General features: G+C 68.2%; 13 protein-coding genes. 4 read left to right on the top strand and 9 right to left on the bottom strand.

Annotated elements, in window-relative coordinates; genetic code table 11:
* Positions 1-70 precede the first annotated feature (70 nt).
* Positions 71-1,213, bottom strand: coding sequence for an ABC transporter substrate-binding protein (locus BYZ73_RS07695; protein ID WP_112315617.1), 1,143 nt, complete (start codon positions 1,211-1,213; stop codon positions 71-73).
* A gap of 214 nt (positions 1,214-1,427) precedes the next feature.
* Here BYZ73_RS07695 and paaG point away from each other — a divergent pair, with 214 nt between their 5' ends.
* Genes paaG through BYZ73_RS07675 form a run of 4 tightly spaced genes read left to right on the top strand, consistent with a single transcriptional unit; the run spans position 1,428 to position 4,669 of the window.
* On the top strand, positions 1,428-2,222 hold the full coding sequence (gene paaG / locus BYZ73_RS07690) for a 2-(1,2-epoxy-1,2-dihydrophenyl)acetyl-CoA isomerase PaaG (RefSeq protein ID WP_112315512.1): 795 nt from the start codon (positions 1,428-1,430) through the stop codon (positions 2,220-2,222).
* 16 nt (positions 2,223-2,238) lie between these two features.
* Complete coding sequence (gene paaI / locus BYZ73_RS07685; protein WP_112315616.1) at positions 2,239-2,685, top strand: hydroxyphenylacetyl-CoA thioesterase PaaI; 447 nt, start codon at positions 2,239-2,241, stop codon at positions 2,683-2,685.
* A 24-nt stretch (positions 2,686-2,709) separates the two neighbouring features.
* A complete protein-coding gene (paaK, locus tag BYZ73_RS07680) occupies positions 2,710-4,020 on the top strand; it encodes a phenylacetate--CoA ligase PaaK (RefSeq protein ID WP_112315511.1) in 1,311 nt (436 codons plus the stop codon).
* A 52-nt stretch (positions 4,021-4,072) separates the two neighbouring features.
* Positions 4,073-4,669, top strand: coding sequence for a TetR/AcrR family transcriptional regulator (locus BYZ73_RS07675; protein WP_112315510.1), 597 nt, complete (start codon positions 4,073-4,075; stop codon positions 4,667-4,669).
* Between the two features lie 1,084 nt (positions 4,670-5,753).
* On the opposite strand, the gene paaZ is transcribed toward BYZ73_RS07675, so the two are convergent.
* The 8 genes from paaZ to pcaF are packed head-to-tail and all read right to left on the bottom strand — an operon-like array spanning position 5,754 to position 13,512.
* Positions 5,754-7,820, bottom strand: a complete 2,067-nt coding sequence (gene paaZ, locus BYZ73_RS07670) for a phenylacetic acid degradation bifunctional protein PaaZ (protein ID WP_112315509.1) — start codon at positions 7,818-7,820, stop codon at positions 5,754-5,756.
* A 14-nt stretch (positions 7,821-7,834) separates the two neighbouring features.
* Positions 7,835-8,587: a Phenylacetic acid catabolic protein gene (locus tag BYZ73_RS07665; protein WP_112315508.1), complete on the bottom strand. Its 753-nt coding sequence runs from the start codon at positions 8,585-8,587 to the stop codon at positions 7,835-7,837.
* A 7-nt stretch (positions 8,588-8,594) separates the two neighbouring features.
* Positions 8,595-9,671, bottom strand: coding sequence for a 1,2-phenylacetyl-CoA epoxidase subunit PaaE (gene paaE / locus BYZ73_RS07660; protein ID WP_112315507.1), 1,077 nt, complete (start codon positions 9,669-9,671; stop codon positions 8,595-8,597).
* 11 nt (positions 9,672-9,682) lie between these two features.
* The gene (gene paaD / locus BYZ73_RS07655) at positions 9,683-10,207 is read right to left on the bottom strand and encodes a 1,2-phenylacetyl-CoA epoxidase subunit PaaD (protein WP_112315506.1); all 525 of its coding nucleotides are present in this window, start codon (positions 10,205-10,207) and stop codon (positions 9,683-9,685) included.
* On the bottom strand, positions 10,194-10,967 hold the full coding sequence (gene paaC, locus BYZ73_RS07650) for a 1,2-phenylacetyl-CoA epoxidase subunit PaaC (protein ID WP_245943083.1): 774 nt from the start codon (positions 10,965-10,967) through the stop codon (positions 10,194-10,196). The genes paaD and paaC overlap by 14 nt, the downstream gene beginning before the upstream one ends.
* Positions 10,968-10,990: 23 nt before the next feature.
* Positions 10,991-11,275 carry a 1,2-phenylacetyl-CoA epoxidase subunit PaaB gene (paaB, locus tag BYZ73_RS07645; protein ID WP_112315504.1) on the bottom strand — a complete coding sequence of 95 codons (285 nt, stop codon included), beginning with the start codon at positions 11,273-11,275 and terminating at the stop codon, positions 10,991-10,993.
* A gap of 29 nt (positions 11,276-11,304) precedes the next feature.
* A complete protein-coding gene (gene paaA / locus BYZ73_RS07640) occupies positions 11,305-12,288 on the bottom strand; it encodes a 1,2-phenylacetyl-CoA epoxidase subunit PaaA (RefSeq protein WP_108027448.1) in 984 nt (327 codons plus the stop codon).
* An 18-nt stretch (positions 12,289-12,306) separates the two neighbouring features.
* A complete protein-coding gene (pcaF, locus tag BYZ73_RS07635) occupies positions 12,307-13,512 on the bottom strand; it encodes a 3-oxoadipyl-CoA thiolase (protein ID WP_112315503.1) in 1,206 nt (401 codons plus the stop codon).
* Positions 13,513-13,726: the final 214 nt, after the last annotated feature.

The following is a 13,726-nucleotide window of genomic DNA, read 5'->3' as shown; positions in this document are numbered from 1 at the left end:
GATCCCGGCGCCGCCCGGGGGGGCCTCGGTCGAAAGGATCTCGACCGACCGGATCTCAGTCGACGGGATCTCAGTCCACGGGCACCCAGCCGCCGTCCCGAATCTCGAGCAGGCGGAAGGCCGACAGGTCCAGCCCCAGATGGTCGTCGGCGCTGAAGCTGTAGGTGCCGGTGGTGCCAACCAGCCCCGAGGTCGCCTCGAGCGCGTCTCGGATCGCGGCCGGATCGGTGCCGCCCGCCCGCGAGATGGCATCGATTACCAGCGCGAAGGCGTCATGGGCATAGCCGCCGAAGGTCGAGACCTCCATGCCATGGGCGGCCTCGAACTCGGCCTTGTAGGCCTGCACCACGGCGCGCTGCGGATCGTCCTCGGCCAGCTGGCCCGCGATCAGCAGCGCGGTGCCCGGCAGCCGCAGCCCCTCGGCCGCGTCGGCGCCCGCAAGCTCGATGAAGGCGTCCGAGGCCACCCCGTGCGACTGGTAGAAGGGCAGGTCGATGCCAAGCTGATGGTAGTTGCGGGTGACGATGGCCGGGCCCTGGCCGAAGCCCGGGTTCAGCACCGCCTGCACGCCCTCGGTGCCCCGGATCTTGGTCAGCTGGGGCGTCATGTCGGCGTCTTTCGGCCCGTAGGTCTCGTCGGCGACGATCTCGAGGCCGAACTGGCCCACCACGTCCTTGCACTGGGCCTGCATCGAGGCGCCGAACCCGTCCGTGCCCGAGATCATGCCGATCTTCTCGATGCCCCGCGCCGCCATGTCGGTAAAGATCTTCTCGCAGGCCATGCGGTCGGTATGGGGGGTCTTGAAGACGAAGGGCCGCACCGGATCGATGATGTTGACCGCACCCGCCAGCGACACGAAGGGGATCTCGTTATCCTCGGCCACCGACAGGATCGACATGGTGGTGCCGGTGGTCGAGCCGCCGATGATCGCCACCACCTCGTTATCCTCGACCAACCGGGTGGCGAAGGTCAGCGCCTTGTTCGGATCGCCGCCATCGTCATACAGCACCAGCTCGACCGGCTCGCCATCAATGCCGCCCGCGGCATTCAGCGCCTCGACCATCATTTCCAGCGTCTTGGCCTCGGGATCGCCCAGAAACGAGGCGGGGCCGGTGGCCGACAGGCTTGCGCCCAGCCGGATCTCGGCAAGGCCCGGACCGGCCGCGCCAAGCGCGGCGATCAGCGCCAGGGCTGTCGTCGTGAGGGTCTTCAAGGTCCTGTCCTCCCAGATCAGATCTTTTTGGTCTTGCGCTCCCGGCGGAACGAAATCGCGTCGCACCAAGGGCCGATGCGCGCGGGCCATGCCACGGCCATCGCCATCCTCCCCACACGGCCGTGCCGATCTTTCCCCCGATCCTCCTGACGGATATTATTGACCGACCGGACGGTTTATGCAAGAAGATTTTGAGGAAGACGGGAGGAGAGAGATGGCAGACTCGCACAGCGTTCTGGCGACGCTGGACCGGGGTGTGCTTTGGCTGGTGCTGAACCGGCCAGAGAAGCTTAACGCCTTCAACGAGGACATGCATAGGGCGCTCCGGTCGCAGCTGGACCGCGCGCATGAGAACGCTGCGGTCCGGGCGGTGCTGCTGACCGGGGCCGGGCGCGGCTTTTCGGCGGGGCAGGATCTGGGCGACCGCGATCCGCGCCGGGGTGGGCCGCCGCCCGATCTGGGCCATACGCTCGAGACCTTCTACAACCCCACGCTCCGCCGTCTGCGCAGCCTCGAAAAGCCGGTGATCTGCGCGGTGAACGGGGTCGCGGCCGGGGCCGGGGCGAATATCGCGCTGGCCTGCGACATCGTGCTGGCCGCGCGCTCGGCGAGATTCATCCAGGCCTTCTCGAAAATCGGACTGGTGCCCGATGCGGGGGGCAGCTGGTCGCTGACCCGGATTTTGGGCGAACCGCGCGCCAAGGCGCTGGCGATGACCGCCGAACCCTTGCCCGCCGACACCGCCGCCGAATGGGGGCTGATCTGGAAGGCGGTCGAGGACGAGGCGCTGATGGACGAGGCGACCGCGCTGGCCGAACGGCTGGCCGCGGGCGCGACGCTGGGGCTCGGGCTGACCAAGCGGCTGATCCAGGCCGCCTCGGGCGGCAGCTTCGATGCGCAGCTCGATCTGGAACGCGACGCCCAGCGCCGCGCCGGGCAAAGCGCCGATTATGCCGAAGGCGTCGCCGCCTTCCTGGAGAAACGCGCGCCTGTCTTCCGGGGCCAGTAGGTTGGAGGCCCCCGAAATGAACCCTGAAAGGACCCCGCAGGAATTGGCCGAGGCCTGCGCCGCCGCGATGTGGAACGACGACAGCGCGGCCCGGCGGCTCGACATGCGGCTTGAGCACATCGCGCCCGGGCAGGCGACGCTGTCGATGACCCTGACCGAGGCGATGACCAACGGCCATGGCATCGCCCATGGCGGTTACATCTTCACCCTGGCCGACACCGCCTTCGCCTATGCCTGCAACAGCTACGACGCGGTGACCGTGGCCCAGCATTGCGCCGTCACCTATCTGGCGCCCGGCCATGTCGGCGACCGGCTGACCGCCGCCGCACGCGAGCTGTCGCGCAGCGGGCGGTCGGGCCTCTACGATGTGCGCATCACCAATCAGGACGGCATCGCCATTGCCGAATTCCGCGGAAACTCGCGCACGATCCGGGGCCATCTGCTGCCCCGGTCAGATGCCTAGACCTGGGCCGAAAGGGAGGACCCAATGACCGATCTGACCCCGACGAAGGACATCCTCGATCCGATCGAGACCGCCTCGCGCGACGAGATCGCGGCGCTTCAGTTCCACCGCATGAAGCGGACGCTGAAGCATGCCTATGAAAATTCCGCCTTCTACCGCAAACGCTTCGACGATCATGGCGTGCATCCCGAAGAGCTGCACTGCCTTGCCGATCTGGCCCGCTTCCCGTTCACGACAAAGACCGACCTGCGCGACAGCTATCCGTTCGGCATGTTCGCCACCCCGCGCGACGCCCTCGTGCGCATCCATGCCTCGTCGGGCACCACCGGCAAGCCCACGGTCGTCGGCTATACCCAGCACGACATCGACGTCTGGGCCGACCTGATGGCCCGCTCGATCCGCGCCTCGGGCGGGCGCAAGGGCGACATCGCCCATGTGGCCTATGGCTACGGGCTTTTCACCGGCGGGCTCGGCGCGCATTACGGCGCCGAGCGGCTGGGGTGCACCGTGGTGCCGATGTCGGGCGGCATGACCGAACGCCAGGTCACGCTGATCCAGGACTTCCGCCCCTCGATCATCCTGGTCACGCCCTCCTACATGCTGTCGATCCTCGACGAGTTCCGCCGTCAGGGGATCGACCCGCGCGCCAGTTCGCTCAAGGTCGGCATCTTCGGTGCCGAGCCCTGGACCAACGCCATGCGCCGCGAGATCGAAGAGGCCTTCGACATGCATGCGGTCGACATCTATGGCCTGTCCGAGGTGATGGGGCCGGGCGTCGCCTGCGAATGCGTGGAATCGAAGGATGGGCTGCATATCTGGGAGGATCACTTCTACCCCGAGATCATCGACCCCGAGACCGGCGCCGTGCTGCCCGATGGCGAAATGGGCGAGCTGGTCTTCACCACGCTGACCAAGGAAGGCCTGCCGATGGTGCGCTACCGCACCCGCGACCTGACCCGGCTGCTGCCGGGCTCGGTGCGCTCGATGCGGCGGATGGAAAAGATCACCGGGCGCACCGACGACATGATCATCCTGCGGGGCGTCAACGTCTTCCCGACCCAGATCGAGGAACAGATCCTGAAATGCCCCGGGCTCGCGCCCCATTTCCAGATCGAGCTGACCCGGCAGGGCCGGATGGACGCAATGACGGTGCATGTCGAATGCCATGCCAGCCACGGCGCCGCCGAGGCCCGGCGCGCCTCGGCGGGCGAACTGGCCCATCACATCAAGTCGGTGATAGGGGTCAGCACCCGGATCGAGGTGCACGACCCCGAAGACGTCGAGCGCTCGTCAGGCAAGGCCCGGCGCGTCGTCGACCGCCGGCCGAAGGATTGAACAGGACGGGCGGGGCCGGACCCCGCCCCCGAACTTGAGAAAGCAGGACCGGATGGCACGGACACGGGCCGAGGATTTCGAACGGAAACAGCGCAACCTTCTTCTGGATGCGGCGCGCGTCTTTGCCGAACAGGGTATGGAAAAGGCCTCGATGGCCCAGATCGCGGCCGAGGCCGGCGTCTCGAAGTCCTTGCTATATCATTATTATCCCAGCAAGGACGCGCTGATCTTCTCGATCATCGAAACCCACCTGACCGAGCTTGACGATGCGCTCGCCGAAGCCGACAGGCCGGACGCGGCCCCCGAGGACCGACTGCGCCTGCTGGTGCGCACGGTGCTGGAAAAATACCGGGGCGCGGACGATCAGCACAAGGTGCAGCTGAACGCCGCCGCCGCGCTGTCGCCCGACCAGCGCGCGTGTCTGACCGAGATCGAACGTCGGATCGTCCGCCGTTTCTCGTCGGTGCTGACCGAGATCCGGCCCGAGTTGAAAGGCCCGGGCACGATGCTGATGCCGGTGACCATGTCGCTGTTCGGGATGATGAACTGGGTCTACATGTGGTTCAAGGAAGGCGGCCCGATCAGCCGCGACGACTATGCCGATCTGGCCACCAAACTGATGCTGGGCGGCCTCGGGAACCTCGACTGATCCGATCGCGGGCCGGAGCCGGGCCTAAGACGGGGCGCGGCGCGGCCTGACGCTCCGGCGGCCCCGAGGCGCGCCGGATCTTTCGGGTCGACATCTTTCGGGTCGACCCTCTCCGGACCTGCGGGAAAGACGCGCATGGCTGCGGACCGCGCCTGAAGGCGGTCCCTTTTCCCCGCGGGTTTTCAGGCAGGACGCAATCCTGAAGCGGGTGCGGGACCGTGCTGACGGTCCACGCCGCCCGATCCACGCTGCGGGCGCGAGATGTCGCGACAGCCGGGCGGCGTCCGGCGGTCCGTCGCCGGCCCGGCATCGCGGCCGGGGCAGATGGCCGCCTCCCGATCGTCAGCACGCCGCGCGTCCACGCTCTAGCCGCGCCCGGCGCCATGATCGGACCTCGGGAAAGGGGGGCCGAATCTCATCTCGCGAATGCGCCCGGGATTGGGACTGGGAGCGGGACTGAAACCGGCGCGTGAAAAGCGCATCGCAGGCGCAGATGGTCGATACGCCAATCGTTAACCATGGTGTTTTGCACGGATTGGAGTGCTGGCGCGTAGATTCACACCTCCTTTCGGAGAGAAGTCATGAGATCACCTCTTGCATTGCCTCCGGCCCTCGTGGCGCTGCTTTGCAGCGGCACCGCGCAGGCTTACACCACATACCAGATGCTTGTCGCATCCCGCGTCAACGAGAGCGCGGGCCGGGAATTCTTCCTGTTCGATCCGCCAGCGAGGCCGACCCGATCGCAGGGATCGTCGATTACAGGGCGACGCAGATCAACCTGAACTCGACCTACAAGGCGGTCGGGTTCCTGTCCCATGAGACCGGGTGAGACCGGGTCCGGACGCCGCACGCCCTCGCCCGTGCCCCTTCCGGCGTCGGGCTGGCTGCTGGCGGGCGCGGTCGGCCTTCTCGCCCGGCGGGCGCGCCTGACCGGCGCCCCTGGCGAACCACGAGACCGGACGCGAAACTTGCGTCAGACAGGTCGTTTCGGCCGACCGGCGGAAAGCGCCGTGCGCCCGGCCGTGCCAGGGGACCCGACAGAGCCCCTGGCCGCAGGCGGCGGCCCCCCCAGTGGCCCCGTGCCTCATTCCCCCGTGAGGGGCCAGGTCTTCGCGACCAGCGTCAGGACATCGTAAAGCGCGACTGTCTCGTCCTTCTGGTTCGTCACCCGGCAGTCCCAGCGAACCTCGCCATACTCGGCCGTCTCGCGTGGATTGATCTCCTTGCAGGTCAGGCGGACGCTCAGGCTGTCGCCGAAATAGACCGGCGTCAGGAAGCGCAGGGTGTCGACCCCGTAATTGGCCAGCACCGGCCCCGGCGCGGGATCGACGAAAAGCCCGGCGGCGAAAGAGGCGATCAGATAGCCATGGGCGACGCGATCCTCGAAGAACGGGTTCGCGCGGGCGGCCTCGCTGTCCATATGGGCGTAGAAGCTGTCGCCGGTGAACTCGGCGAAATGCTCGACATCGGCCCTGGTCACCTCGCGGGACGCGGTCACGACCTGATCGCCGATCCTGAGCTCGCCCAGCGATTTGCGGAACGGATGCGTCCCCGTTTGCGCCTCGGCGCCCTCGATCCAGCGGCCGGTGACGGCCGACAGAAGCCGGGGCGCGCCCTGCACCGCCGTCCGCTGCATGTAATGCCGGACCGCGCGCATGCCGCCCAGCTCCTCGCCGCCGCCAGCCCGGCCCGGCCCGCCATGGACCAGCGGCGCCAGCGGCGAGCCATGCCCGGTCGAGCTTCTGGCCGAGGCGCGGTTGCCGATCATCACCCGGCCGTGGAACGGCGCCATGCCGATCACCATCTCGGCGGCAAGATCCGGGTCGTCGGTGAAGACCGAGGCGACCAGCGATCCCTTGCCGCGCCGTGCCAGCGCCACCGCCTCGGCGGCATCGCGATAGGGCATCAGGGTGGCCACCGGCCCGAACGCCTCGACATCGTGGACGGCCTTTGCCGCGAACGGGTCGGCGCAATGCAGCAGCACCGGGTTGAGGAAGGCCCCGACCCCGGCATCGCCCGAAACGACCGACACCGCCTCGGGGTCGCCGCAGACGATTCTGGCCTCGGCGGCCAGTTCGGCGATGCGCGCGCGCACCTCGGCGCGCTGATCGAGGCTGGCCAGCGGACCCATCCGCACCTCGGCATCGCCCGGCAGCCCGACCGGCGTCTTGGCAAAGCGCGCGGCCAGCCCTTCGATCACGGCGTCTTCCAGCCCGGCTGGCACCAGAACGCGGCGGATGGCGGTGCATTTCTGTCCGGCCTTGGCGGTCATCTCGCGCGCCACCTCTCGGACAAAAAGGTCGAATTCCGGCGTGCCCGGCACCGCATCGGCGCCCAGCACCGAGGCGTTGAGGCTGTCGGCCTCCATCGTGAAGCGGGTCGCCTGCGCGACCAGCGCGGGGTGGCGTTTCAGCATCTGCCCGGTCGCAGCCGAGCCGGTGAAGGTCACCGCATCCTGACCGGTCACATGGTCCAGAAGATCCCCGGCCGAGCCCGAGACCAGCTGCAGCGCGCCCGCGGGCAGGATCCCGGTCTCGAGGATGCGGCGCACCACCAGTTCGGTCAGGTAGGCGGTCTGGCTGGCGGGTTTCACGAGGCAGGGCACGCCCGCGATCAGCGAGGGCGCGATCTTTTCCAGCATCCCCCAGACCGGGAAATTGTAGGCATTGATATGGATCGAGATGCCGGTCAGCGGCGTCAGGATGTGCTGGCCCGCAAAGCTGCCGTCGCGCGACAGCGGCTCGACCGGGCCTTCGGTCAGCACCCGGGTATTGGGCAGTTCGCGCCGCGCCTTCGAGGCCAGCGTCAGCAGCGTGCCGATGCCGCCCTCGATGTCGATCCAGCCATCGGCGCGGGTGGCGCCGGTATGCAGGCTTTCGGCGTAGAACTCTTCCTTCAGCTCCATCAGCCGAAGGCCCAGCGCCTTCAGCATCAGCGCCCGTTCATGGATCGTCATCGCCCGCAGCGCGGCACCGCCCGTCCGCCGCCCCCAGTCTAGCGCCGCGCCGAAATCGAGCCCCTCGGACCCGATCCGCGCCACCGGACGGCCGGTTGCGGCGTCGAGAAGAGTCGCGCCCTCGCCCGCCCCCGCCTGCCAATGGCCCGAGAGATAGCTTTCGAGGCGGCGGGGAATGGTCGCCGATCCGTCCATGAGGTGCTCCTTCGTCAGTTCAGGTTCAGGCGGGTCAGTTCCGCCTCGGCCAGCGCCCGCCACTCGGCCAGCAGTGCCTCGTTCGTCCGGTGTCTCAGCCCCATGCGCCGCAAGGTTTCGAAGCGGGGCGAGTCCGCCTGCCCGAAGGTGGCGGCGACGCGCGGCATCCAGTAGGCGATGGTGCGGCGCGCCTCGGTCCGGCCTGCCTCGCCCGCCGTCAGTCTGGCCAGCCCCTCGAGGCCAAGCTCGGCATGGCGGGCCTCGCGCGGGGCGATCTCGCGGATCGCCTCGGCGAAGGGCGTGTACGAGGCGCGGGCCAGTTCCCCCAGCTGCACCCCGGTCGCAAGCCCCATCAGCACGTTCATCGTGACCGCGTCGACCCAGCCTTGCAGCGGGTAATGAAAGACCGAAAGCCGCATGTCGGCGCCCTGCCGCCGCGCGCCGATCTCGGCCTCACGGGGGCCGCGCGCGGCCCAGTCATGGGCTTGCTCATAGCGGGTCTTGTCGGTGCCGAAGGCCGACATCAGGTCCAGCACCCGTTCGGCGTGATCGGCCTTTTCCAGCACGATCCGGCTAGCGGCGATCCGTTCCTTGATGCCGGGCGCCCGGTTGATCGCATCGGCAAAGCCCGCCGAGCCCGCCAGCTCGCTGTCGACGAAGGACGACATCAGCCGCAACAACTCGCCCCGATAGCGCGCGGGCACGTTGGTCGGCGCGGTCAGCTTGCCACCCCTGGCGAGGTAGTCGTCGAGGCTGATCTCGGTCATGGCGTCCTCACTCGTCATAGCTGACCACCAGACGGTCGCTCAGCGGGTAGCACTGGCAGGTCAGCACATAGCCCGCGCGGACCTCGTAATCTTCCAGCGCATGGTTGGTCAGCATCTCGACCTCGCCCTCCAGAACCTTGGCCCGGCAGGTCGAACAGACCCCGGCCTTGCAGGAAAAGGGCGCGTCGAGATCGGCCGCGATGGCGGCTTCCAGCAGGCTTTGCCCGGTCTTCGGCATGCGGAAACTGCGGGTGGTGCCGTCCAGCGTGACGCTGGCTTGGGTCGCATTGGCGGTGTCGGTCTGCGCGACCGAAACCGCCGGGCGCCTGGCGCGGCCGGGCTGGGTCGACAGGAACAGTTCGAACTTGATCCGGTCGTCGGTCAGGCCGTGGCGACGCAGCCCGTCGGCCACCGTCAGCATCATTGCCTGCGGGCCGCAGATGAAGGCCAGATCGACCGAGGCCGCGTCGATCCAGCCGGCGAACAGCCGATCGATCTTGTGTGCGTCGATCCGGCCGGTGAACAGGTCGATCTCCTGGGTTTCGGAGCCCAGCACATGGATCACCGCGAGCCGCCCGAGATGGGTGTTCTTCAGATCCTCCAGCTCTTCGCGGAACATGATCGAGCTGACCTGCCGGTTGGCATAGACCAGCGTGACCCGCGCGCCGGGCTCGCGGCTCAGCACGGTGCGGATGATCGACAGAACCGGCGTGATGCCAGATCCGGCGGCGAAGGCCAGGTAATGGCGCGCGGCAGTCGGGTCGAGCGGGGCGTGAAACTTGCCCATCGGCGGCATCGCCTCAAGCACGTCGCCGGGCCTCAGCGCCTCGTTGGCCCAGGTCGAGAAGGCGCCGCCCGCGACCCGCTTGATCCCGACCCGAAGGCAGCCGTCGTCAAGCCCCGAACAGATCGAATAGCAGCGGCGCAGCTCTTCCCCGTCGAAGGCGCGGCGGAAGGTCAGGTACTGGCCCTGGGTGAAGGCAAAGGCGGCGCGGTCGGCCTCGGCCGGGTCCAGCGTCAGGACCACGGCATCGCGGGTGTCGCGGCGGATATCGGTAACGGTCAGCGGGTGAAAACGGGCCATGGCCGCCCCTCTCAGATACATTTGAAATAGTCGAAGGGTTCAAGGCAGTCGCGGCAGCGCCAGGCGGCCTTGCAAGGGGTCGAGCCGAACTGGCTCAGCCGTTCGGTCCGGTCCGAGCCGCAGCGCGGGCAGATCACCGAAGGCCCGTCCGCGAGGCTGCGCGCGCGGGCCGCCCCCGGCATCGCGGCACTGCCCGGCACCGGGGGGGCGATGCCGAACGCCCTCAGCTTTTCGCGCGCCTCGGGGCCCAGCCAGTCCGACGTCCAGGGCGGCGACAGCTGCCGGTCGATCCGCAGCTTGCCGATGCCATGCGCGTGTAGGGCACGTTCGATGTCCAGATTGATGATCCCGGTCGCGGGGCAACCCGAATAGGTCGGCGTGACCGTCACCACCAGCGTGTCGCCCTGCCAGGCGACATCGCGGATGATGCCCAGATCGGTCAGGCTGATGACCGGGATCTCGGGGTCGGGCAGCTCGGCCAGCCACGCCCAGACCTGGTCCGTCGCGGGTCGGTCCACGGTGTCACCATGTGGCATCGGGATAGGCCCGTTGCAGGAACTGCATCTCGGCCAGCAGAAGGCCCAGCGCCTCGCCATGCACGCCGCTGCGCCCGCCGCTGCGAAAGCGCGCCGTGTCGGGCAGGGTCAGCGTCGCCTCGGCCAACACCGCCTCGACCCGCGCGCGCCAGCCCGGTTCCAGCGCCGCCGGATCGGGCGCGATCCCGGCCTCCGCGGCGGCGGCATCGGTCGCGTCGCCCCGGAACGGCTCGCCGGTGAAGGGCCAGAGCCGGGTCAGCGCGGCCTGCATCCGGGCATGGCTTTCGGGCGTGCCGTCGCCAAGCCCGATCACCAGCGTTTCGGACCGGTCGAGGTGATAGGCCACCTCTTTCCGGGCCTTGGCGGCGATCTCGGCCACGCGCGGGTCGGTCGAGGCCGCAAGCCCCGCCAGCAGCTCGGCATGCCAGGCATCGAACAGGAACTGGCGCATCACGGTGACGGCGAAGTCGCGGTTCGGCTGTTCGGCCAGCAGCAGGTTGCGAAACCCGCCCGCGTCGCGGCGGAAGGCCAGCGCGTCGGCGTCGCGCCCCGCGCCCTCGACCTCGGCGGCAAGCCCCAGCCACAGGGTCGCCTGCCCGATCAGGTCGAGCGCGACATTGGCCAGCGCGATATCCTCTTCCAGCGTCGGCGCATGGCCGCACCATTCCGACACCCGGTGCCCGAGGATCAGCGCGCTGTCCCCGACCCGCAGCAGCGTCTCGAACAGCACGGCATCGGCCGACAGAGTCGTTTCTGGCATTGGCGTTTCTGTCAGAGCGGACATCACATGTGCCCCACGTCGTCGGGAATGTCGAAAAAAGTCGGGTGCCGGTAGAGCTTGGCGTTCGAGGGCTCGAACAGCGGCCCCTTGTCCGAAGGCGCCGAGGCGGTGATGTCGTTCGAGCGCACTACCCAGATCGAGACGCCCTCGTTGCGCCGCGTATAGACGTCGCGGGCGTTCTGGATCGCCATTTCGGCACTCGGCGCGTGCAGGCTGCCGACGTGGCGGTGGTTCAACCCGTGCTGACCGCGGATGAAGACCTCCCAGAGGGGCCATTCGCTGGACATGTTCTCCTCCCTTGAAACCCTTGAAACGGTTATTCGGCCGCGTGCGCGGCGGCGCGCTTTTCGGCATGGGCCATCAGGCCCTCGCGGACCCAGGCGCCGTCCTCCCAGGCCTCGATCCGCGCCTCCATCCGTTCGGCATTGCAGGGCCCGTTGCCCTTCAGCACCTCGTAGAATTCCGACCAGTCGGGCTGCGAGAAGTCGTAGCCGCCCTTTTCCTCGTTCCAGACAAGGTCCGGGTCGGGGATCTCGAGCCCGAGGAACCGGGCCTGCGGCACGGTCTGGTCGACGAATTTCTGGCGCAGCTCGTCATTGGTGTTGATCTTGATCTTCCAGGCCATCGACTGGGCGGAATGGACCGAGTCCTTGTCGGAAGGTCCGAACATCATCAGCGACGGGTACCAGAACCGGTTCAGCGCATCCTGCGCCATCGCCTTCTGGTCGGCCGTGCCCCGCGCCATGGTCATCATGATCGAATAGCCCTGGCGCTGATGAAAGCTCTCCTCCTTGCAGATCCGCACCATGGCCCGGGCATAGGGCCCGTAGGAGGTCCGCTGCAGCGGCACCTGGTTCATGATCGCGGCGCCGTCGACCAGCCAGCCGACCGCGCCGATATCGGCCCAGGTCAGCGTCGGATAGTTGAAGATCGAGGAATATTTCATCTTCCCGGCCAGCAGCATTTCCGTCAGCTCGTCGCGGCTGACCCCCAGCGTCTCGGCGGCGGAATAAAGGTAAAGCCCGTGCCCGGCCTCGTCCTGCACCTTGGCCAGCAGGATCTGCTTGCGTTCCAGCGTCGGCGCGCGGGTGATCCAGTTGCCCTCGGGCAACTGACCCACAACCTCGGAATGGGCATGCTGGCCGATCTGGCGGATCAGCGTCTTGCGATAGCCCTCGGGCATCCAGTCCTTGGGCTCGATCCGCTCGCCCCGGTCGATCCGGTCCTGAAAGGCGCATTCCTCGGGGGTCATCTCGTCCCGGGCCTTGCCGCCCTCGGATGTCACCATCTGCGCATACATCTTAGCGATCCTCCCTGATCAGACGCGTTCGAGGATAAGGGCAATGCCCTGGCCCACGCCAACGCACATCGTGCAAAGCGCATAACGTCCGCCGCTGCGCGCCAGCTGGTTGGCCGCGGTCGCGACCAGCCGCGCGCCGCTCATGCCCAACGGGTGGCCGATGGCGATCGCGCCGCCATTGGGGTTCACATGGGGCGCGTCGTCCGGCAGGCCCAGCGCCCGCAGCACCGCCAGCGCCTGCGCGGCGAAGGCTTCGTTCAGTTCGATCACATCCATCTGCGCCAGATCGAGCCCGGCCTTTTCCAGAACGCGCCGGGTCGCGGGCACCGGCCCCATGCCCATGATCCGGGGCGGCACGCCCGCCGCGGCCATGGCGACGATACGGGCCCGGGGGGTAAGGCCCTGCGCCACGGCCGCGGCCGCTGACGCGACGATCAGCGCGGCGGCGCCGTCATTGACGCCGGAGGCGTTGCCCGCGGTGACCGTCAGCCCGGGACCGTTGACCCCTTTCAGCCCCGCCAGCTTTTCGGCGCTGGTGCCCGGGCGCGGATGTTCGTCGGTCTCGACCCGCAGCGGCGGGCCCTTGCGTTGCGGCAGCTCGACCGGCACGATTTCCCCGGCGAAGACGCCCGCCGCCTGCGCCGCCGCCCAGCGCGCCTGGCTTTCGGCGGCGAAGCGGTCCTGATCCTCGCGCGAGATGGCGAAGTCCGCGGCCACGTTGTCGGCGGTCTCGGGCATCGAATGGGTGCCATGGGCCTCTGCCATGCGCGGATTGACGAAGCGCCAGCCGATGGTGGTGTCGTGGATCTCGGCCCGGCGCGAGAAGGCGGTGTCGGCCTTGGCCATCACGAAGGGCGCGCGGCTCATGCTTTCGACCCCACCGGCGATCATCAGATCGGCATCGCCCGCACGGATCGTCCGCGCCGCAAGCCCGACCGCATCCATCCCCGACCCGCACAGCCGGTTGACGGTGGTGCCCGGCACCTCGACCGGCAGCCCGGCCAGAAGTGCCGCCATCCGCGCGACGTTGCGATTGTCTTCGCCCGCCTGATTGGCACAACCGAGGATCACATCCTCGACCGAAGCCCAGTCGACCCCGGGATGCCGGGCCATCAGCGCCGCGATCGGTACTGCCGCCAGATCGTCGGCGCGCAGTCCCGACAGCGCCCCGCCATAGCGCCCGACGGGCGTGCGCAGCGCATCGCAGATGAAGGCTTCGGCCATTCGGTCCTCCCAGACGTCAGTCCCCCGGCCGACTCGCTTCCGCAAATTGATCGACCGTTCGGTCACACTATAGGCAGGAGCGGACCGCATGGGAAGAGCCTTGCCGGAAAATTCGCCGTCCCGTCCGTTGCGTCACCGAACGAACCGCTTCCGCAAAAACCCGATTTCACCTATCGTATTTTGAATAAATAGATGCGCCCATCGGAAGGTTCCT

It is taken from the genome of Rhodovulum viride, from assembly GCF_003265965.1.
Taxonomy (GTDB): Bacteria; Pseudomonadota; Alphaproteobacteria; order Rhodobacterales; family Rhodobacteraceae; genus Rhodovulum; species Rhodovulum kholense.
This window is presented reverse-complemented; position numbering and strand designations above follow the sequence as displayed.